This is a genomic window from Pseudomonas sp. GW821-FHT02A11 (genome assembly GCF_059421985.1).
This window is the reverse complement of record NZ_JBWKWB010000010.1, coordinates 175,495-196,665: the sequence shown is the minus strand read 5'-3', so window position 1 is coordinate 196,665 and position 21,171 is coordinate 175,495. Positions and strand designations below refer to the sequence as shown.

Annotated in this window: 14 protein-coding genes and 2 pseudogenes; 10 read left to right on the top strand and 6 right to left on the bottom strand. The window is 61.7% G+C overall.

Going from position 1 to position 21,171, the window contains the following annotated elements:
- The first annotated feature begins 564 nt into the window (after positions 1-564).
- Positions 565-2,424 (top strand): ABC transporter ATP-binding protein, encoded by a 1,860-nt coding sequence (locus AC07V9_RS16705; RefSeq protein WP_495016771.1) that lies wholly within the window; start codon positions 565-567, stop codon positions 2,422-2,424.
- Positions 2,425-2,753: 329 nt separating this feature from the next.
- Here the strand turns inward: AC07V9_RS16705 and AC07V9_RS16700 are convergent, their stop codons facing one another.
- Entirely contained in the window at positions 2,754-3,047 is a 294-nt protein-coding gene (locus AC07V9_RS16700; RefSeq protein WP_495016770.1) for a LysR family transcriptional regulator, read from the bottom strand.
- On the bottom strand, positions 3,047-4,522 hold the full coding sequence (locus tag AC07V9_RS16695) for an efflux transporter outer membrane subunit (protein WP_495016769.1): 1,476 nt from the start codon (positions 4,520-4,522) through the stop codon (positions 3,047-3,049). Before AC07V9_RS16695 ends, AC07V9_RS16700 begins: the two co-directional genes overlap by 1 nt.
- Before the next feature lie 227 nt (positions 4,523-4,749).
- Between AC07V9_RS16695 and AC07V9_RS16690 the strand changes: the two genes are divergently transcribed.
- The 5 genes from AC07V9_RS16690 to AC07V9_RS16670 all read left to right on the top strand — a co-directional run bounded on the left by AC07V9_RS16690 (position 4,750) and on the right by AC07V9_RS16670 (position 12,396).
- The gene (locus tag AC07V9_RS16690) at positions 4,750-5,844 is read left to right on the top strand and encodes an efflux RND transporter periplasmic adaptor subunit (protein WP_495016768.1); all 1,095 of its coding nucleotides are present in this window, start codon (positions 4,750-4,752) and stop codon (positions 5,842-5,844) included.
- Complete coding sequence (locus tag AC07V9_RS16685) at positions 5,841-8,957, top strand: efflux RND transporter permease subunit (protein WP_495016767.1); 3,117 nt, start codon at positions 5,841-5,843, stop codon at positions 8,955-8,957. The genes AC07V9_RS16690 and AC07V9_RS16685 overlap by 4 nt, the downstream gene beginning before the upstream one ends.
- 140 nt (positions 8,958-9,097) lie before the next feature.
- Positions 9,098-9,736 (top strand): TetR/AcrR family transcriptional regulator, encoded by a 639-nt coding sequence (locus tag AC07V9_RS16680; RefSeq protein WP_495016766.1) that lies wholly within the window; start codon positions 9,098-9,100, stop codon positions 9,734-9,736.
- Between the two features lie 108 nt (positions 9,737-9,844).
- The gene (locus AC07V9_RS16675) at positions 9,845-11,221 is read left to right on the top strand and encodes a pyridoxal-phosphate dependent enzyme (RefSeq protein ID WP_495016765.1); all 1,377 of its coding nucleotides are present in this window, start codon (positions 9,845-9,847) and stop codon (positions 11,219-11,221) included.
- Complete coding sequence (locus tag AC07V9_RS16670; RefSeq protein WP_495016764.1) at positions 11,218-12,396, top strand: cystathionine gamma-synthase; 1,179 nt, start codon at positions 11,218-11,220, stop codon at positions 12,394-12,396. The genes AC07V9_RS16675 and AC07V9_RS16670 overlap by 4 nt, the downstream gene beginning before the upstream one ends.
- 422 nt (positions 12,397-12,818) lie before the next feature.
- Here the strand turns inward: AC07V9_RS16670 and AC07V9_RS16665 are convergent, their stop codons facing one another.
- The 3 genes from AC07V9_RS16665 to AC07V9_RS16655 all read right to left on the bottom strand — a co-directional run bounded on the left by AC07V9_RS16665 (position 12,819) and on the right by AC07V9_RS16655 (position 15,832).
- Positions 12,819-13,367: a cupin domain-containing protein gene (locus AC07V9_RS16665; RefSeq protein WP_495016763.1), complete on the bottom strand. Its 549-nt coding sequence runs from the start codon at positions 13,365-13,367 to the stop codon at positions 12,819-12,821.
- A gap of 157 nt (positions 13,368-13,524) precedes the next feature.
- Positions 13,525-14,505 carry a D-erythronate dehydrogenase gene (denD, locus tag AC07V9_RS16660; RefSeq protein ID WP_495016762.1) on the bottom strand — a complete coding sequence of 327 codons (981 nt, stop codon included), beginning with the start codon at positions 14,503-14,505 and terminating at the stop codon, positions 13,525-13,527.
- 16 nt (positions 14,506-14,521) lie between these two features.
- Positions 14,522-15,832, bottom strand: coding sequence for an MFS transporter (locus AC07V9_RS16655; RefSeq protein ID WP_495016761.1), 1,311 nt, complete (start codon positions 15,830-15,832; stop codon positions 14,522-14,524).
- Positions 15,833-15,996: 164 nt separating this feature from the next.
- Here AC07V9_RS16655 and AC07V9_RS16650 point away from each other — a divergent pair, with 164 nt between their 5' ends.
- The 4 genes and pseudogenes from AC07V9_RS16650 to AC07V9_RS16635 all read left to right on the top strand — a co-directional run.
- Positions 15,997-16,773 (top strand): FadR/GntR family transcriptional regulator, encoded by a 777-nt coding sequence (locus AC07V9_RS16650; protein ID WP_495016760.1) that lies wholly within the window; start codon positions 15,997-15,999, stop codon positions 16,771-16,773.
- 294 nt (positions 16,774-17,067) lie between these two features.
- Positions 17,068-17,349, top strand: a pseudogene (locus tag AC07V9_RS16645) (PAS domain-containing protein); the annotation flags it as partial.
- Positions 17,350-17,601: 252 nt separating this feature from the next.
- Complete coding sequence (locus AC07V9_RS16640; RefSeq protein WP_495016780.1) at positions 17,602-18,633, top strand: methyl-accepting chemotaxis protein; 1,032 nt, start codon at positions 17,602-17,604, stop codon at positions 18,631-18,633.
- A gap of 18 nt (positions 18,634-18,651) precedes the next feature.
- Positions 18,652-19,158: pseudogene (locus AC07V9_RS16635) on the top strand (DUF3313 domain-containing protein); the annotation flags it as partial.
- Between the two features lie 4 nt (positions 19,159-19,162).
- Here the strand turns inward: AC07V9_RS16635 and AC07V9_RS16630 are convergent.
- Positions 19,163-21,097 (bottom strand): hybrid sensor histidine kinase/response regulator, encoded by a 1,935-nt coding sequence (locus AC07V9_RS16630; RefSeq protein ID WP_495016759.1) that lies wholly within the window; start codon positions 21,095-21,097, stop codon positions 19,163-19,165.
- Between the last annotated feature and the right edge of the window lie 74 nt (positions 21,098-21,171).

Sequence of the window (21,171 nt, the reverse complement as noted above, 5' to 3'; positions counted from 1 at the left end):
ATACTGCAATCGGGTTTTGAGAAAACCCTATAAACTTGGCTCAGCAATCGTTGGTTAAACCATGATTTCTCGTGGAGAAACATGCGATGCTGATAATCAGTTGACTTCAGTCTTACAGCGCAAGCACCCACACGAATTGCTTGATTCAGTTGTTAAAGAGCGGTCGGTCAAGAGCGTTTCGTCTCAACCGAGGCGCGCATTCTACAGCAGCGCCTCATCTTGTCAAGCGGTTATTTTCAGAAGTTTTCAAAATTTCTTGATCAACTTCAACCACTTGCGCTTCGTTCGATGTTTCATCTCACGTCAGCGGGAGGCGAATTCTACAGCGATTCAAATACGCGTCAAGCATTCATACCAAAAAAGTTTGAAATTTCTTTTAGCTATTCAGGCACTTGTATTGTCTTTGCTTATATAAGCGCGATTCGCCGCAAGTGATGACAGGATATCCCGATCCGAATCCCGCGCTTTCTATATAGATGAAGAAAACGCCTGGATGATCGCAACGCCCTCAAAGCGCTCGTTCGATGGCAGAATCCGCTGATATTGATTGCTTAGGTGAACCCCATGCTTCGTGCATTTGAACGATGGCTCGACCCCTTCCCTCCTGATGAAGTGCCTCCGCCGCCTGAAGGGCTGGGGCGTTTTCTGTGGGCCTGTACCCGGGGTGCCCGCGGTTACGTTCTTGCGTTGGCGCTGCTGAGCGCCGGCGTATCGATTTACGAAGCCTGGCTGTTTTCATTCCTGGGCGAAGTCGTGGACCTGCTTTCAACTTGGAAAGCAGGTGGCGAAGCCGCCGCTCAGGAAAGCCGTGTGCTGTGGGGTATCGCCATCGTGCTGCTCACCAGTGTCGGTCTGGTCGCGTTACGCACCATGGTCCAGCACCAGGTGTTGGCGATCAACCTCCCGCTGCGCCTGCGCTGGGACTTCCACCGTCTGATGCTGCGCCAGAGCCTGTCATTCTTCTCCGATGAATTCTCCGGCCGTGTCACTACCAAGGTGATGCAAACCGCGCTTGCTGTGCGCGAGGTGCTGTTCACGGTGATCGAAATCGCGCCCGGCATCGGCGTGTATTTCATCGCGATCATCGCCTTGGCCGGTGGCTTTGCCCTGAAGCTGATGCTGCCTTTCATTGCCTGGATCGCCTTGTTCGGCCTCGCGATGTGGTATTTCGTGCCGCGCCTGGGGAAAGTCGGACAGGAACAGGCCAATGCGCGGTCATCCATGACCGGGCGCATTTCCGACGCCTACACCAACATCACCACCGTGAAGCTGTTCTCTCACTCCAAACGTGAAGCACACTTCGCGCGCGCGGCGATGGAGGACTTCAAGCAAACTGGCTTTCGCCAAATGCGCCTGGTCAGTCAGTTCGAGATCGTCAATCAGGCCCTGGTGGTTGCGCTGATCATGGCCGCGGGCGGTTACGCGCTGTGGCTGTGGCATCAGGATCAGGTCGGCGCGGGCGCAGTGGCAGCGATCACCGCCATGGCGCTACGGATCAACGGCATGTCCCACTGGATCATGTGGCAGATGACTTCGCTGTTCGAGAACATCGGCACCGTGCAGGACGGCATGGAAACCCTGACCAAGGGCGCCAAGGTGCAGGATGCCCCGGACGCAAGTGTGCTGGTGACATCCGGCGGCGCGGTGACCTTCGACAACGTGAACTTCAATTACGGTGGCGAGCGTCAAGTGCTCGACAGCCTTAGCCTGTCTATCCGCGCTGGCGAGAAGATTGGCCTGGTGGGTCGCTCAGGCGCGGGAAAATCGACGCTCATCAATCTGCTGCTGCGTTTTTATGACGTCGACAGCGGCGAGATCCGCATCGATGGGCAGAACATCGCCAAGGTCACCCAGGACAGTCTGCGCAGCGCCATTGGCATGGTGACGCAAGATACCTCGCTGCTGCACCGCTCGATTCGCGACAACATCGCCTATGGTCGGCCCGACGCGACCGATGAGCAAATCCGCAGCGCCGCCGTCAACGCCCAGGCCGATGACTTCATTCGCCAACTCAGCGACAAACAAGGTCACACCGGCTACGACACCCTCGTCGGCGAGCGCGGCATCAAGCTGTCAGGCGGGCAACGGCAACGGGTCGCGATTGCGCGGGTGATGCTGAAAAACGCGCCGATCCTGCTGCTGGATGAAGCCACCAGCGCGCTGGATTCGGAAGTCGAAGTGGCGATTCAGGAAAGCCTCGATGACATGATGCAGGGCAAGACCGTTATCGCCATTGCCCACCGACTGTCCACGATCGCCGCCATGGATCGGCTGATCGTCATGGACAACGGCCGCATCATAGAACAGGGCACCCACAATGAGTTGCTGGAAAAGAACGGCACCTACGCACGACTCTGGCAACATCAGAGCGGTGGCTTCCTGGGTGAGGATCAGGGAGTGGCCGAAGCGATCGAGCAGGCCTGACCTGCGATGATCGGGCAGACTGTCCGCTTGCCCCATTCCCGTTGTGCACCAAAGCTCAGCCCTGTCCATCGACCGCCTTTTGTGGTGGTCGATGCTGTTCCCGCCGTCGATTGTGCATCCGTGAATGCAGTTCTCTACGCAGGCAAGCCGTTCAGCCAGGAGTCGGTGACGCGTTATGCCATTGCCCGATGTTCGCGCATCGCCCCTGCGTACCTGACGGCGGGAGCCGCGGCAGCTGTTCACGCGGTACGTGATCGGCATACCAAGGTTCTTGCTTTACGTGCTGCGCTACCGGGCGCCGGCCAAGGGTGAATGAGCAAAGGCGCGGATCATCGGCCGACCAGTGTCTTTTGCACCAGTGCCAGCGCCGGGAGGATATCCTCGGCGATCTGCATCGCTTTGGGCGTCGGGTGCATGGTGCGGTAGCCGCGGATGAACAGCGGGTCGTTGAAATGCCGCCGCAGCTTGGCCAGTGCGCCGCTCACCGCAGGCTGACCCACCGACAGGCAGCGGGCGGCGCGACTGACGTTGCACTCGCGCAACAGCACGGCAAAGGTCAGCAGCAGGTTCAGATCGAGCTCGCACAGCAACCCTTCTCTCAACCTGACCGCCGGACCGGTCATCAGAGCGCGGTCCTGGCCACGACGGACTGCGGCGCGTTCCAGCCCCCGCCCAGGGACTTGAAGCACGCCACTGCAGCCACTGACGCCGCAGACTGCGCCAAGAGCTTTTGCTCCTGCGCCTGCTGCAAACGGTCATCGGCGTCGAGCACTTCGATGAAGCTCACGCTGCCCTGCTGAAAGGCGGCAAACGCGGCTTGCCGGGCTTCAGTGAGTGAACGCACGCCGTCTTCCAGCACGGCGCTCTGTTGTTCGCTCTGTACCAGTTGGGTCATGGCGTTCTCGACATCGGCGGTGGCCTGCAACAGCGTCTGCTGGAAGGCGGCCAGGGCTTCAGTGTCGCGGCCCTTGGCGAATTCGACCTCAGCCCTGACCCGGCCAAAATCGAACAGGCGCCAACGCAAGCCGAGCACACCCTGCACCAGATTCGAATCGCCAGACAACAGGTTGCCGCTGACATTGGTGGCCGAGCCGAGCAAGGCCCCGAGGGAGAATTTGGGGTAGTACTCGGACACGGCTTCGCCGATACGCGCGTTGGATGCCGCCAGCGTGCGCTCGGCGGCAATCACGTCCGGACGACGGCGGAGCATGTCGGTACGCCCGCCTGCCGTGTCGATCCCCGGTGCTGAAGGGATTGGCGCGCGCGTGGCCAGTTCTTCGTGCAGGGTGCCGGGCATCACCCCGCTCAGCAGTTCCAGCGAATTCATCGCGCTTTCAATCGCGCTGCGCAGTGGCGGCAGCTGTGCCGAGACCGTCGACAGCACGCCCTCTGCCTGGTTGAGCTGCAAACGGGCGACCACGCCATTGGCGTACTGCAACTGCAGCAGCTTGACCAGATCGGCTTGGGTTTTCTCGCGCTTTTGCACCACGTCGAGCCGGGCCTGCAGGGCGCGCAGCTGGATGTAGCCGCTGGCCGTGGACGAGGTGACGATCAAGCGCACCGCCGCCTGTTGCGCGACGGCAGCCTGTTGACTGGCATCGGCGGCTTCGAGCCCCCGGCGCAGTCCGCCAAAGATATCGGCCTCCCAACTCACGCCCGCACCGAGCTGATACAGGCTGCTGGTGCGATCAAAGCCCGGCGATGCGCTGGCCAGACGTCCGCTCGGGTCCTGCAGGGACTGGCGGATGCGCGAAGCCTGAGCATTCAATTCACCCGACGGGAGCAAAGCCGAATGCGCGCCAAGCGTCAGGGCGCTGGCCTGATCGACCCGGGCCACCGCCTGTTTGAGGTCAAGGTTCTGCTCCAGCGCGCGAGTGACCAGGGTTTCGAGCTCCTTGTCACCAAACCCGGCCCACCAGGCGCTCATGTCGACAGCGGACAATGTTGTGGTGCGCTGCGCAAGCGTCGGCTGGTTACGAAAGGCAGCGGGGACGGGCAGTTGCGGGGCCTGGTAATCAGGGCCCACAGCGCATCCGGCCAGAAACAGAGCCGGGAGCAGGCGCGCATACCAGTGAATCGAGTGGGCGGAAGGTGTCATGGAAAAGTCCTGTGATCGCGTGGGGCAATTATTTCCACGGGCAGGATTATGTCAACATATTCCTAATACCGTCACACCGCCTTTTAGACTCAGCACCCGTGCAAGCCGCATTTACCCTAACAAATAGACATTAACAATGAAGGCACCGGGAAATATTATTGAGTAACGTATTTACAATACCGTAAACATATCAAAATAATGCGCGCCTGAAATTCTTGGAGCTCGTCATGTCTCTTCGCCCTGCTGCACTCATCCCCTTAACGGTCGGCGCGTTGTTACTCGCAGGCTGCGGCCACCCACCAGACGCCGACCCCAGGCTGGTCGATCCGGTGGTGGAGGTCGCCACCGTGCGCCCTGACCTCTCCACCACCCAGACCTTCAGCGGTGTGGTGGCCGCGCGGGTGCAGAGCGACTTAGGCTTTCGCGTATCAGGCAAGGTCATTCAACGCCTGGTGGACGTCGGCCAGCGGGTGCATAAAGGTCAGCCGCTGATGCGCATCGACCCGATCGACCTGAACTTGGCAATCGCCAACCAGAAAGGCGCCGTGGCGGCCGCCAAAGCGAAGTGGGTTCAGGCCCAGGCCGACGAAGCGCGGCTGCGCAATCTGGTGGCCGCCGGCGCGATTTCGGCGATGGCTTACGATCAGGCGGTGTCCGCTCTCAACAGCGCCAAGGCTCAGATGGATGCAGCACAGGCTCAGGCGGATGTCGCCAGCAATGCCAGCCAGTACGCCGAGTTGAAAGCAGACGTCGACGGCTTGGTGGTCAACACCGATGCCGAACCGGGCCAGGTCGTGGCGGCCGGGCAAACCGTGGTGCAACTGGCCAAGGACGGTGCGCGGGAGGCCGCCGTGGAGTTGCCGGAAACCCTGCGCCCTGCCCTCGATTCCGTTGCCCAGGCCAGCCTCTACGGGCGTGACGGCAAGACTGCTCCAGCGCACTTGCGTGAGCTGTCGCAAGCGGCCAACGCCCTGACCCGTACCTATTCGGCGCGCTTCGTACTGAGCGACGCCCTCAAGGACGCGCCACTGGGCGCCACGGTCAAAGTCACGCTACAGACCGGCGCCAACGATGAGAAGTCCGCGTTTACTGTTCCATTGGGGGCCCTGCGCAATGTGGGCGATCAATACAGCGTCTGGCGCATCGACACGGCATCAATGACCGTTCAGGCGCGTGCCGTCCAAGTGCGCAGCATCGGCGTGGAAACCGCTACCGTGGCGGGGGATCTGCAACCGGGTGACACCGTCGTCGCCCTCGGCGCGCACCTGCTCCACGACCACCAGAAAATCCGCCTGGGCAATGAACTGGCGGTGACGCCATGAGCGGCTTCAACCTCTCGGCGCTGGGTGTTCGCGAGCGTGCGGTGACGCTGTTTCTGATCATCGCCATCACCCTGGCGGGCCTGGTGGCCTTCATGAAACTGGGGCGCGCCGAAGACCCGGCGTTTACCGTCAAGGCCATGACCGTGACCGCCGTGTGGCCCGGCGCAACCGCTGAAGACATGCAGAATCTGGTGGCCGACCCTCTGGAAAAACGCCTGCAGGAGCTCAAGTGGTACGACCGGGTCGAGACCATCACCCGGCCGGGTCTGGCCCTTATGACCCTCACCCTGCTCGACACCACGCCGCCCAAACAGGTGCCCGACGAGTTCTACCAGGCACGCAAGAAGCTCTTCGACGAAACCCGCAAATTGCCCTCCGGCGTACTGGGCCCTTACGTCAACGACGAGTACTCGGACGTGTCGTTCGCCCTTTACGCGCTCAAGGCGCCGGGTCTGCCCCATCGCTACCTGACCCGCCAGGCCGAAGACGTTCGTCAGGACCTGCTGCAAGTGCCCGGCGTGAAGAAGGCCGACATCCTTGGCGAGCGCTCGGAGCGCATCTTCGTCGAATTTTCGTATGCGCGACTGGCCAATCTGGGGGTGAACGCTCAGGACATCTTCGCCCAGCTACATCAGCAGAACGCGATCACCCCGGCGGGCTCCATCGAGACCAAAGGCCCTTCGGTTTTTGTGCGTCTGGACGGCGCGCTGGATGATCTGGAGAAGATCCGCAACACCCCCGTCGCGGCCTCGCAGGGTCGCACGCTGAAGCTGGGCGACATCGCCCAGGTCAAGCGCGGTTATGAAGACCCGGCCACCTTTCTCATTCGTCACCACGGCGAAGAGGCGCTGGTGCTCAGCGTGGTCATGAAGGATGGCTGGAACGGCCTGGATCTGGGCAAGTCGCTGCAAGCCGAACAACAGAAAATCTCGCAGAACCTGCCCCAGGGCATCAGCTTCAGCAAGATCACCGACCAGGCCGTGAACATCACCGAGGCGGTGGACGAGTTCATGATCAAGTTCGTCGTCGCGCTGGTCGTGGTAATGGTCGTGAGCCTGATCAGCCTGGGCTGGCGCGTGGGGATCGTGGTGGCGGCCGCTGTGCCGTTGACCCTCGCCGCGGTGCTGATCGTGATGCTGGCGACGGGACGCGCGTTCGACCGGATTACTCTGGGCGCGCTGATTCTGGGCCTGGGCCTGCTGGTGGACGACGCAATCATCGCCATCGAAATCATGGTGGTCAAACTCGAGGAAGGCTACTCACGCATCAAGGCCGCCTCCTACGCCTGGAGCCACACGGCAGCGCCGATGCTGGCGGGCACGCTGGTCACGGTCATCGGTCTGATGCCGGTGGGGTTCGCGCAATCCACCGCCGGGGAATACGCCGGCAATATCTTCTGGATTGTCGGTTTTGCGCTGATCATTTCCTGGCTGGTGGCGGTGTTCTTCACGCCTTATCTGGGGGTTAAACTGCTGCCGGACATCCAGAAAATCGAGGGGGGCCACGAGGCGATCTACAACACCCCCAACTTCCAGCGCCTGCGTCGCCTGATCAGCGCAGCGATCCGGCACAAATACCTGGTGGCAGGGATTGTCTTTGGCCTGTTCGGGCTGGCGGTCGTGGGCATGGGCTCGGTGAAGCAGCAGTTCTTTCCCAGCTCCGACCGTCCGGAACTGCTGGTGGAAGTCCAGCTTCCCGAGGGCTCTTCCATCAATGCCACCAGCGAAGCCACCCGCAAGGTCGAGAACTGGATCACGGCCCAACCCGAAAGCCGCATCGTCACCAGCTACATCGGCCAGGGCGCGCCGCGATTCTTCCTGTCCTACAACCCGGAACTGCCCGATCCGTCGTTCGCCAAGGTCATCGTGCTGACCGACAACGAAGCCGCCCGGGATGCGCTCAAACAGCGTCTGCGCACGCAGGTTGAGCAACAGCTTGCCCCCGAAGCCCGCGTGCGCGTGACGCAACTGGTGTTTGGCCCGTACACGCGCTTTCCCGTGGAATTGCGCGTGATGGGCCCCGACACCGGCAAGCTGCGCGACATCGCCGGGCAAGTCGCCGACGTCATGCGCAGCAACCCCAACATGCGTCAGGTCAACAGTGACTGGAGCGAGCGCCAGCCCACGATACATTTCGTGCTGGACCAGGACCGCCTGAACGTCATCGGCCTGACTTCCGCCCAGGCGTCCGAGCAGCTGCAATTTCTGCTCACTGGCACCGCGGTAACTCAGGTACGCGAGGACATTCGCACCGTCGAGGTGGTCGCTCGCACTCAAGGCGAAGACCGCCTGGACCCTGCGCGCATCGAGAACATGACCCTGACCAGCAAGACCGGACAGCTGATTCCGATCCGTCAGATCGGCCATGTCGAGATTCGCGCCGAGGACCCGATTCTCAAGCGGCGCAATCGCATCCCGACCATCACCGTGCGTGGCGACATCAGCGAGCAGACCCAGCCGCCACAGGTGTCGATGGAAGTGTCCAATGCGCTGCAGCCGATCATCGCGGCGCTACCAGCGGGTTATCAGATCCAGATGGGCGGCAACATCGAGGAATCGCTTAAGGCCAACAACGCCTTGGCGCCGGTGTTTCCGGTGATGCTGCTGTTTACCCTGATCGTGATCATCATCCAGGTGCGCAGTTTCGCCGCCATGACCATGGTGATCCTCACCGCACCCCTAGGGTTAGTGGGCACGGTGCCGATTCTGCTGCTGTTCCATCAGCCGTTCGGCTTCAACGCCATTCTCGGCTTGATCGGTCTGTCCGGCATCCTGATGCGCAACACGCTGATCCTCATCGGGCAGATTCACACCAACGAGGCTGACGGGCTTGACCCCTATCACGCAGCAGTGGAGGCCACGGTGCAGCGGGCGCGACCGGTGATTCTGACGGCACTGGCGGCGGTACTGGCGTTCATTCCGCTGACGTTCTCGGTGTTCTGGGGTTCGATGGCCTACACCCTGATCGGCGGCACCGCTGCCGGGACCGCGCTGACGCTGCTGTTCTTGCCGGCGCTGTACGCCATCTGGTTCAAGATCAAACCACCTCAAGCCGGTGCTGATCACGCCCCGGTCAAACATCAAGCGGCGGCGGTCGAAGCCAGCGACGCGTGACCAGCCGGGCGCTGTCGGCATTGGCAGCGCTTTGCGGTCTGTCGCCAGCAGGTCAGACACGCAGGGGCGCGCCTTGATTTGGAGCGCCTTTCTTTTCGAGTAGAATGCCCGCCTCAGTCTCCACCCGACGTTCAGGTCCCATGCGCAACGAATCCGATTCCGACGCCATCTCTTTACCCACCTCAGGCCAGCGTGGCCCTGCCGAGCATGAGCGGCGCACGCAGATCGTCGAGGCGGCGGACAAACTGTTCCGCGAATTCGGCTATCGCAAGAGTTCGGTGGCGGACATCAGCAAGGCCATGGGCATTTCCACGGCGTATATCTATCGCTTCTTCACCTCCAAACAGGCCATCGGTGAAGCGCTGTGCGCGGCGACGCTGGAAAAGATGGATAAAGAACTGCAGCTCATCGTTCAGCTCGACCTGTCGCCGACCAAGCGCTTTCGCCTGTTCATGCAGGCGGCACTCAAGCGCAGCTATGAGCTGTTCGTGGTCGAGCGAGAAGTCAACGACATCGTACTGGCGGCCATGGAAGGCAACTGGTGCACCATCGGCGGCCACCGCGAGCAGCTGCAGGCCATGCTTGAGCAGCTCATCGTCGACGGCCGTCAGGCCGGTGAATTCGAAAAGAAGACGCCGCTGGACGAAGTGACGGACGGTCTTTGCGAAGTGATCCTGCCTTATACCAACGCCCACAGCATGAGCCACCGCTCCTGGGAAGAGCTGGAGAACGGCATGAACGCGGCGACCAATCTGGTCTTGCGCAGCCTGGCACCCTGATCTGGCGTTCTTTATTCATCTGACGATTTCAACTAACGCACCGTACGAGTGCACATTTGCTTCGCGCCGCTGTCCATCCGGTATGTATCGCGCGCGTGAGGCAATGACATGTCAGCTGATTCCCGTCCGGCCGTACTTGAACTGATCGGCAATACCCCGCTGGTGCGCGTCAGTCGCATCGACACCGGTCTGTGTACCCTCTTTCTCAAACTCGAATCCCAGAACCCCGGCGGCTCGATCAAGGACCGCATCGGCCTGGCCATGATCGACGCAGCCGAACGTGACGGCCGGCTTAAATCCGGCGGCACCATCGTCGAGGCCACGGCGGGCAACACTGGATTGGGCCTTGCGCTGGTGGGCCGCGCCAAGGGCTATCGCGTGGTGCTGGTGGTGCCCGACAAGATGTCCACCGAAAAAGTGCTGCACCTCAAGGCCATGGGCGCCGAGGTGCACATCACCCGCTCCGATGTCGGCAAGGGCCATCCGGAGTACTACCAGGACGTCGCCGCCCGGCTGGCGAGCGACATCCCTGATGCCTTCTTCGCCGACCAATTCAACAACCCGGCCAACCCGCTGGCCCACGAATGCAGCACCGCGCCGGAAATCTGGGCGCAGACCCAGCATGATCTCGATGCCATCGTGGTGGGCGTCGGCTCGGCGGGGACCCTCACGGGCCTTACGCGATTCTTCAAGCGCGTGCAGCCGGACCTTGAAATGGTCCTGGCCGATCCGGTGGGCTCGGTGGTCGCCGAATACAGCCGCAGCCGCACCCTGCCCACCCCCGGTTCCTGGGCCGTGGAAGGCATCGGCGAGGATTTCATTCCGTCCTTTACTGATCTTTCCACCGTGCGCCATGCCTACTCCATCAGCGACGAGGACAGCTTCGAACACGCCCGGCAATTGCTGCGCACCGAGGGTATTCTGGGTGGCTCCTCGACCGGCACGCTGCTGGCCGCCGCGCTGCGTTTTTGCCGCGAACAGACCACGCCCAAGCGGGTGGTGAGCTTCGTGTGCGACACCGGCACCCGCTATTTATCCAAGGTCTACAATGACCAGTGGATGACCGATCAGGGCCTGCTGCAACGCACCCAATACGGCGACCTGCGCGACCTGATCGCCCGCCGCTTCGAGGATGGCCGGGTGATCAGCGTCGCCCCGGATGACACCTTGCTCACCGCCTTCCAGCGTATGCGCCTGGCGGATGTGTCGCAGCTGCCGGTGCTGCTCGATGGCAAGCAGCTCGCCGGCGTGATCGACGAGTCCGACATTCTGATCGGCATGCACCAGGACCCTTCGCATTTCCGCACCACGGTGGCGAACGTAATGACCGACAAGCTTGAAACCCTGGGGCCGGACGCGAGCCTGACCCGGCTTCAGGAAGTGCTCGATCGCGGCCTGGTTGCCATTGTGGCCGACGCCTCGGGTTTTCATGGCCTGATCACCCGGGTCGATTTGCTCAACCATTTGCGGAGATCCCTTGCATGACTCAGCACGACAAACACTCCCCGGACCACGCATTCGCCACCCGCGTGATCCATGCCGGGCAGACGCCGGACCCGACCACTGGCGCACTGATGCCGCCCATTTATGCCAACTCTACCTACCTTCAAGACAGTCCCGGCGTGCACAAGGGCTTCGACTATGGCCGCTCGCACAACCCGACCCGATTTGCCCTGGAGCGTTGCGTGGCGGATCTTGAAGGCGGCAGCCAGGCGTTTGCCTTCGCGTCGGGTCTGGCGGCGATCTCCTCGGTGCTGGAATTGCTTGATGCGGGCTCGCGCATTCTTTCCGGCGATGACCTGTACGGCGGCACCTTTCGCCTGTTCGACAAGGTGCGCAAGCGCAGCGCCGGGCATCGTTTCAGTTTCGTCGACATGACCGACCTGTCGGCCTTCGAGGCGGGATTGCAGGACGACACGCGGATGATCTGGGTCGAAACCCCGAGCAATCCCCTGCTGCGCCTGACCGATCTCGCTGCCATCGCGCGCATCTGTCGTGATCGGGGCATCATCTGTGTGGCCGACAACACGTTTGCCAGTCCTTGGATTCAGCACCCGCTGGCCTTGGGTTTCGACATCGTCGTGCACTCGACCACCAAGTACCTCAATGGCCATTCGGACGTGATCGGCGGCATCGCCGTGGTCGGGCAGAACGCGGAACTGGCCGAACGGCTGGGCTTTCTGCAGAACTCGGTAGGCTCGATCGCCGGGCCCTTCGACGCCTTTCTCACCCTGCGCGGGGTGAAGACGCTGGCGCTGCGCATGGAGCGCCACTGCAGTAACGCGCTCGAACTGGCGCAATGGCTGGAGCGCCAGCCGCAAGTGGCGCGGGTCTACTACCCAGGCCTGCCGACCCACCCACAACACGCGCTGGCCTGTCGGCAAATGCGTGGGTTTGGCGGGATGATTTCTCTGGACCTGAACACGGACCTGGCCGGCACGCGACGTTTTTTGGAACAGGTCGAAATCTTCGCGCTGGCCGAAAGCCTTGGCGGCGTGGAAAGCCTGATCGAACACCCGGCGATCATGACCCACGCCAGCATTCCCGCAGTAAACCGCGCGAAACTGGGGATTGGCGACTCGCTGGTGCGGCTGTCGGTGGGGATAGAAGACGTGGAAGACCTGCGCGCCGATCTGGCCCAGGCGTTGAAGGCGATTTGAGACGGGTTTTTGCCATTACATCGGGTAGGGATATTGTTGCCGGATTGGTAACAGAGCTTTGCCAAAAGATGGATGGTTGAAACTTTGATAGCTTGCTAACGTTTACCCCATCAAATCCGCCGATTTGATGGATGTCCTTCAGGCCGCTAAACCGTCCGAGATAACGGGTTAGCGGCTTTTTTATTGCCTGTTATCAGCGCCTACATGCCTTTGATTCTGGCCGGATGCCGTAGGAGTCCAGCTTGCTGCGGACCGCGATCGGGCGATCTGTCGCGCAGCGGCAGCAAAACCGGCTTGCGCATTTTTTCAGGCATACCGCGTGCACCGGTTTCGCTGCCGCTGCGCGCCAGATCGCTGGCAAGCAGAGCGCCTCCGGCCTGCAGCCAGACTCAAAGGCGACAAGCGTTCATCTCGCCAATTAGTCAGAAATTCGCAGGCGTATTGGCGCTGATGATTTCTGCCTCGTCTTGGCCGATGTTGCGGAAGCTGTGGGGCAAGGTGGTGGGGAAATAATAGCCGTCGCCCGCATTGAGCACGCTGATCTGGCCGTCGACGGTCAGCTCGATGGTGCCGCGCGTCACCAGCCCGCACTCCTCGCCCTGGGCGTGAACAATCGGCTCGTCGCCCGACCCAGCGCCCGGCGCGTACTGCTCGCGCAGCATGCGCATCTGGCGGCTGGGCACTGACGCGCCGATCAGCAGCAGGCGCAAGCCATCACGTCCCAGATCCGGCTGTTCACCGGCCCTGAAGATGTAGCGTTTATCTTGAGGCGGTTGGTCGAAGGAGAAAAAATCGGCGAGGGTCATGGGAAACCCTTCGAGCAGTTTTTTCAGCGAGCTGACCGAGGGGCTCACGCGGTTCAATTCAATCAAGGAAATGGTGCCGTTGGCGACACCGCTGCGTCTGGCCAGCTCTCGCTGGGACATCTTGTAGCTTTCGCGCACTAACTTGAGTCGTGAACCCGTATCCATGACAGCCCTTTGTGAAAACCTGAGGGTATCGAGGACGCCTGCGCAGGTGCTTGATAAAGCACACATCGCGTTGACCGTCCCCCGTTTGAGTGGGGTGATTAGAGCACGTTTAAGCGCCCTGACCTATACGGCCACGCGACATAGGCCAGCGCCGGGATCAGACCGCCTGCGGCGGGTATTCGGCGATGAATTGGCCGATCACGTCAGCGAAGTCGTGATCGGCGGTAAAGCCCAGACTTTTCGCGTAACGGGCCGTGAACGCCCCTGGCCAGGAGCCGACGATTTTCTCGATCGCCGGGTTACGCTCCAGCCGAATCCGCCCGGCCACCTCGTCACCTGCCGTGCGGCGCAGGGCATCGATCATCTGCTCGACGCGGATTGACAGGCCCGGCATGTTGATCACCCGCCCGTCTTTCAATTGCTCGGGACTGAGCTCATGGCCGTGGATCAGATTGGCGATCGCCTGAGCCGGCGACATCAGCCAAAGACGGGTGTCCAGCGGCACCGGGCAGACGCTTTCCTGACCATTGAGCGGTTCACGGATGATGCCGCTGGCAAAGCTCGACGCGGCCATGTTCGGTTTGCCCGGACGCACCACAATGGTCGGCATGCGCAGGCTGCGGCCGTCGACGAAACCGCGACGGCTGTAGTCGGCCAGCAGCAGATCGTTCATCGCCTTCTGGGTGCCGTAGGAACTCTGCGGCGCCCACACCTGATGGTCTTCCACCTGCTCGGGCAACTGCCCGCCGAACACCGCCACCGAGCTGGTCATCACCCATTTCGGGCAGTTGCCGAGGTTGCGGATGCGCTCCAGCAAATTGTGAGTGGCTGCAAAGTTGATGCGCATGCCCAGCTCGAAATCCTGCTCGGCCTGGCTCGACACCACCGCCGCCAAATGAAAGATGCTGTCGGTATCGGCGCTGACCAGGGTTTCCAGCACCTTGGGGTCGGCGATGTCGCCGCAGACCACCTGCACACGCTGATCATCGATGCCCGACAGCGGTACGACGTCGAACGCGACGATGCGCTTGAGAGAACGCTGGCGGCCTTGCCGGTCGGTCAGCGAACCGCGCTGCAACAACGCTTCGATCAGGCGGCGGCCCAGAAAACCGGCCGCACCGGTCACGAGAATGTTCATGAATGACTCCTGATACTCAACGATTAACGAGTTTTGCGGGAATGCGGAAAATCAGCGCAGCCCCCAGAAACAGCGCACCCGCCATCACGTACATGCCGATGGTGGTGCTGTGGGTCAGGTCTTTGAGAAAGCCCATCAGATAGGGCGAGACAAAACCGGCGAGGTTGCCGCACGAGTTGATCAGCGCAATGCCCGCCGCCGCTGCCGTGCCGCCGAGAAACGCCGTCGGCAACGGCCAGAACAACGGCAAGGTGCTCAGCGCGCCCATGGCGCCGAGGGTCAGGCCGATCATCGAGACCGTAAAATTGTCGCTCCAGGTCGCCGAGATGATCAGACCGATGCCACCGACGATGGCCGTCAGCGCCAAGTGCCAGCGACGCTCACGCAAACGGTCGGCATTGCGCGACACCAGCAGCATGGTGGCTACCGCCGCGCCGTAGGGAATCGCCGTCAGCAGGCCGATCTGCAGTACATCGGTGACGCCGGCCTGACGCACCAGCGTCGGCAGCCAGAAGCCCACGGTGTAGAAGCCCGCGATCATGCAGAAATAAATGCCGGTGAGCAGCCAGACCCGCGGCTGGCGAAACACGTCGCGCACGCTGTGGGCTTCGTGGGACTGGTTCTCGGCGTCGATGCGCGATTGCAGCAAGGATTTTTCCGCGTTGCTCAGCCAGCCGGCATGGGAAATTCGATCACTCAGGCAGAAAATCACCAGAATGCCGATAGCAACGGACGGCAGCCCTTCGATGAAGAACAGCCATTTCCAGCCCGCCCAACCGTGGGCGCCGTCGAATACCGCCATGATCCAGCCCGACAGCGGCGCGCCGATCAACCCGGACAGCGGCACAGCGGTGGCGAACAACGCAAACATCTTTCCGCGCCGATGGGTCGGGAACCAGTACGACAGGTAAAGGATGACGCCCGGATAGAACCCGGCTTCGGCCAGCCCCAACAGGAAACGCATGATGTAGAACGACATCGGCGTGGTGACAAAGGCCATGCACGAGGAAATCACGCCCCAACTGATCATGATCCGCGCGATCCACAGCCGTGCGCCGACCTTGTGCAAGATCAGATTGCTGGGGATTTCCACCAGAAAGTACGCAATGAAGAAGATACCGGCACCCAGACCGTATACCGCCTCGGAGAAATGCAGATCATCGGACATTTGCAGCTTGGCAAAGCCAACGTTGACCCGATCCAGATAGGCCACCAGATAACACAGCAGCAACAGCGGCAAGATTCGCCAGGCGGCCTTGCGGTAGGCCGCGTCTTCAGACACATCGACAGGGCTGCCGATCACGTCTTGAGTCAGTGATTCACTCATCTCTTTCCCATCCCTTTGTTTTTGTAGTGGGCGATTTTGTCGGGGTAGAACAGTGTGCGACATAACAAGTAACATAATACGTCATACGAATTCAACGCTCAGTCGAAAGAGGACGCCTGACGCGAAATGCAGTAACGTTTGCTGATTTGAAACACGAGATTTCTATGCCTGCCTCAGACTCCTCCTCGCTGCCCAAAGCCTCGGCAAGCCTGAAAGATGCCTCCAAGGGCACCTTGGCCGATCAGGTGACGGCCGCGCTCAAAGCCCACATCGCCAGCGGCGAAGCCCTGCCCGGCTCGCGCCTGCCGACCGAACCGGTGCTGTGCGAGCGCTATGGCGTCAGCCGCACGGTGGTCCGCGAGGCCATTTCGCGGCTCAAATCTGCGGGGCTGGTGGAAGTGCGTCAGGGCAGCGGCACGGTGGTCAGCGAAGGCGCGCACATCAAGGCGTTCACCATTGAAATGGACGTGGGCGGCTCCATCGACGCCGTTCTGCGGGTGACCGAGTTGCGTCGAGGTATCGAAGGCGAGGCCGCAGCGCTGGCGGCCCAGCGGCACACCCCGCAACAACTGCAGAGCATCGAGCGCGCGCTGCACGCCATCGACCACGCCGAGGAGGAAGGCCTGGACGGCGTCGCGGAAGATCTGGCGTTTCACCTGTCGATTTCCCACGCCACGGGCAATGTGCTGTACCCGTCGCTGCATGAATTCATCGCCCAGTTCGTCAAGGAAGCGATCCGCATCACCCGTTCCAACGAAGAACGCCGCCAGGAGATGGCCCGTACCGTGCGCATCGAACACTTCGCGATCTACAACGCCATCGCTGCCAGCGACCCCGACGCTGCCCGCCATGCAGCCCTTACCCACATCAATAATGCAGTTGAGCGGCTCAAGAGCGCTGACCCCGCGTTCTGGCAAAATCCGGTGCACAGATCCTGTTGAATATCAGCGAGAGCGAGGGATGGCGACCGTTCGTCGCCAATCTCCAAATGAGAATCAGTTATAAACTGCTTTTCACAAACCTTTCACGTCTCAAGGTTCAGTCTGTACCTACTCCTTTTGATCCTCTTTAAGCCCGTCTTCCCCAGCGGGCTTTTTTCTGCCTGCGATTTGGCACCCGAGCCCCCCTGATCCTGAGACGTTCGTCCCATTACGCGACACACAGCCGTGGCCCCGTTCGTGTTGTGCTACACCTACTGGCACGCACTTCAGCAATGCCAAGGATGAAACGGTCATATGCGTTTGAACATGCCGGTTACACAGCAGGAACGTACTTTCGCCGCCAGCGAGCGCTTGATCTCCACCACCGACCTCAGCAGTCACATCACTTACTGCAACGACGCTTTCGTCGCCCTCAGCGGTTTCACCCGCGAGGAGTTGATCGGCCAGCCCCACAACCTCGTTCGTCATCCCGACATGCCGCCTTCGGTGTTCGCTCACATGTGGGAAACCATCAAGCAGGGCAAACCGTGGATGGGTGTGGTCAAGAACCGCAGCAAGAACGGTGATTTCTATTGGGTCAGCGCTTACGTCACGCCGATCTACGAGCAGGGCAAGATCTCAGGCTTCGAATCGGTGCGCTCCCTGCCCACCCGTGATCAGGTGCGTCGGGCCGAGGCGCTGTATGCGCGCTTGCGTGTCGGCAAGTCGGCGGTCTCCGCTTTCAGCACCCTTGGATATCACTTCACGCGGCAGTTGCCGTTGCTGATCGCCGCCGTGGTGCTGGGCGTATGCAACTATGTACTGTCCGATCACGCGGAGCTGGCGACGATGCTGCTGACCCTGGTTGCCCTCAGCGCCGTGTGGGAATGGCGGCAGAACCAGACCCTCAAAGCGCTGCTCGACGAGCATCCCAAAGCCTTCACGGACGCGCTGATTGCCCTGACCTACAGCGACAATCACGGCCCGCAGGCGCGACTGGACCTGGCGCTGCTCAGCGAAGAGGCGCGCCTGCAGACCGCCTTGACCCGACTGGTGGATGCCGGGGAAGGCGTGAAGCAGCGCGCCGGGCAGTCCGCCAGCCTGTCGCTGTTGCAAGCCCAGGCGCTGGACCAGCAACGCAACGAAACCGATCAGTCGGCCACCGCCATCCACCAGATGGCCGCGACCATTCAGCAAGTCACCCATAACGTACAAAGCACCGCCCATGCCGCCCAGGAGGCCGACACCTTGGCCCAGCAAGGGCGCGGGTTGGCCGACGACAGCCTGTTGGCGATCCGGCACATGGCCAATTCGGTGACCGAAATCGGCGAGGCCGTGAGTGAGCTGGCGGGGGCGACGCAATCAATCGGCAGCGTCGTCGATGTCATCAATGCGATTGCCCAACAGACCAACTTGCTGGCGCTCAACGCGGCCATCGAAGCGGCGCGGGCCGGCGAACAGGGTCGAGGGTTTGCCGTTGTGGCCGATGAAGTGCGCTCACTGGCGTCCCGCACCCAGACCTCTACCGAGCAGATACAGAACATCATCGGCGAGCTGCGCGAAGGCGCCAATCGCGCCGTGGCCACGGCCACCCGCGGTCAGTCGATGTCTCAGGAAAGCGTGGCCAGCGTCGAAGCCGTGCAGCAGGCGCTGAGCGGCATCAGCGAAGCCGTCACGCGCATCACCGGCATGAGCCAGCAAATGGCCTCGGCGTCTGAACAACAGACCCACGTGGCCGAAAGTATCAACCAGCAGATCAACCGTATCGCGCAATTGTGCGACCAGAGCGCAGGGCAGGCGCAGCAGGGTTCAAGCATCAGCCGCGAGCTGGAGCAGATGGCGCAATATCTGCACAGCCTGGCCGAGCGTTTCAATCGATAGGATCGCCTACACTTCGCCCCAGACGTGAAACTGCACGACTACACCCAAGTGTACATCGAGCTCAGCCAGTTCTACCCCAAGCCCCAGCCGACAGCGGTGATCTCGGCGCAGACCCTGCAATCGATCACCCGCTACTTCGACACCGCGCTCAAGCGTGAACTGGGCAAGGACCTGCCCCTCGCTCAAACGCCCGGGCCGGGCACGATCGTCGTGCGTCCGGCGATTACTGCGGTGTCGACCAGCGACCAGGGTTTCAAACCCTATGAAGTGCTGCCTATCGCGCTGGTGGCGGCAGCGGTGAACACGGCGGCAGGTGGGCGTGATCAGGATGTGGAAATCGCCACCGAAGCAGTGTTTCTCGATGGCGACACCCATAAGGTGCTCGCCCAGGTGGTGCGCAAAGGCAGTGGCACGCCGCTGGAAAACGCCAAGACGCAACTCACCGTGGAGGACGTCAAACCCGTGCTGGACAGCTGGGCCACGGATTTGCGTCTGAGTTACGAGAAACTCAAGGCCGGCAAATGATCCCTCAGGGCCTGACCTGCGCAATCGCCCGCGCCAGTTCGACCTGATTGAATGGCTTGGGCAAACGCGGCCAGCCGAGGCTGGCGTTGGCCTGGGTGTCGGTGAAGCCTGACGAGAGAATCAGCGCGAGCGCCGGGCGCAGCTGTGAGATGTGCTCGGCCAGCGCAGCGCCGGACATACCCGGCATCACGTAATCGGTGATGACCAGATCGAAGTTGTCGTGCTCACGAATCAGCGCCAAGGCTTGCTGGCCGTCAGCGGCGGTCTGCACCAGGTGGCCAAGGTCTTCAATCATCGCCCGTGTGCTGAGCAGCACGAGCGGGTCATCGTCGACGAACAACACCTTGAGCTGACGGGTTTTTTGGGCGCTATCGAGGTAAGCGGCGTCGGCCTCGCTAACGACGCCCTGGCCGCTGACGAGCAGGGAAATCGGCAACCACAGCTCGGCCGTGGTGCCCTTCCCCAGCTCACTCTTGAGCACCAGTTTGCCCCCCGACTGCTCCGCCAGACCGTGAATCATCGACAAGCCAAGGCCCGTGCCCTTGCCCACACCCTTGGTGGTAAAGAAAGGCTCCGTGGCACGCTGCAGCGTCGCTTCATCCATGCCGCTGCCGCTATCGGCCACCGAGATGCAGATGAAATTCTCCGGCGCCTGAGACGCCGTGCGGGAAAAAAGCGCTTCTCTGGCCGACACAACGATGTGGCCGCCGTCGGGCATCGCGTCCCGCGCGTTGATCATCAGGTTCATGATCGCCATTTCCAACTGCCCCGGATCGACGAACACCGACCGCAGCAACAGCGGAAAGCGGGTTTCGACGGTAATGTTGGAGCCCAGCGAGGTGCCCAGCAGCTCGGACATGCCACGGATCAGCGTGCCCACATCGACCGGCTGAGGGGCCAGCTCCTGACGCCGGGCGAACGCCAGCATGCGCTGGGTCAAGGAGGAGCCGCGATGAGCGGCGGCGATGGCGTTTTCCAGCAGCGACAGGGTCCGGGCATCGCCCTGAATGCGCTTTTTCACGATGCCCAGGCTGCCGAGAATCACCGTCAGCAGGTTGTTGAAGTCGTGGGCGATGCCGCCGGTGAGCTGGCCGATGGACTCCATTTTCTGCGACTGGTAGAGCGCCTCGCGGGCTTCTTTGAGCGCCGCTTGGGCCTGCACGGAGTCGGTCACGTCGCGCGTGATCTTGGCGAAACCGATGATGGCGCCGGCGCTGTTGCGAATCGGGTCGATGACCACGTGCACGAGAAACCGCGAACCGTCCTTGCGCACCCGCCAGCCCTGCCCCTCGAAACGCCCTTCGCGCTCGGCAGTGGCCAGGGAGCGTTGAGGCAAGCCGGCTTGCGCATCGGCCTGCTCGAAAAACAGGGAAAAATGCCGACCGATGACTTCGGCCGGTTCATAGCCCTTGATGCGCTGGGCGCCCGCATTCCAGGTGGTGATGATGCCCGTGGGGTCGAGCATGTACAGGGCGTAGTCGGTGACGCCCTGTACCAACAGGCTGAATTGCTGCTCGCTGGTGCGCAGTGCCTCCTCGGCCAGCTTGCGCTCGGTCAGATCGCGGGTGACTTTGGCGTAGCCGATCAGGCTGCCGTCGGCGGCATGGATCGGGTCGATGACCACCAGTGCCCACAGGCGCGTGCCGTCCTTGCGCACCCGCCAGCCCTCGCCCTCGAAACGGCCCGATGTCGCGGCGATCTGCAACGCCCGATCAGGCAAGCCGCCCAGACGGTCTTCTTCGGTGTAGAACAGCGAAAATGGCCGGCCGATGATTTCCGCCTCTTCGTATTGCTTGATCTTGCGCGCACCGGAGTTCCAGCTGCGCACAATGCCAGCGGTGTCGATCATGTAAATGGCATAGTCGACCACGGCGTCGACCAGCAACCGGTACCGGTCTTCCTGAGCAAGCAAGGCGGAGGGCGGTTTGGGTGGCTGCATGGTTGCCTCTGATCAGGGATTGTGGCTTTTGGACATTATGAAACATTGGAGAGGCAAAAGCCTGCTCGTGACTG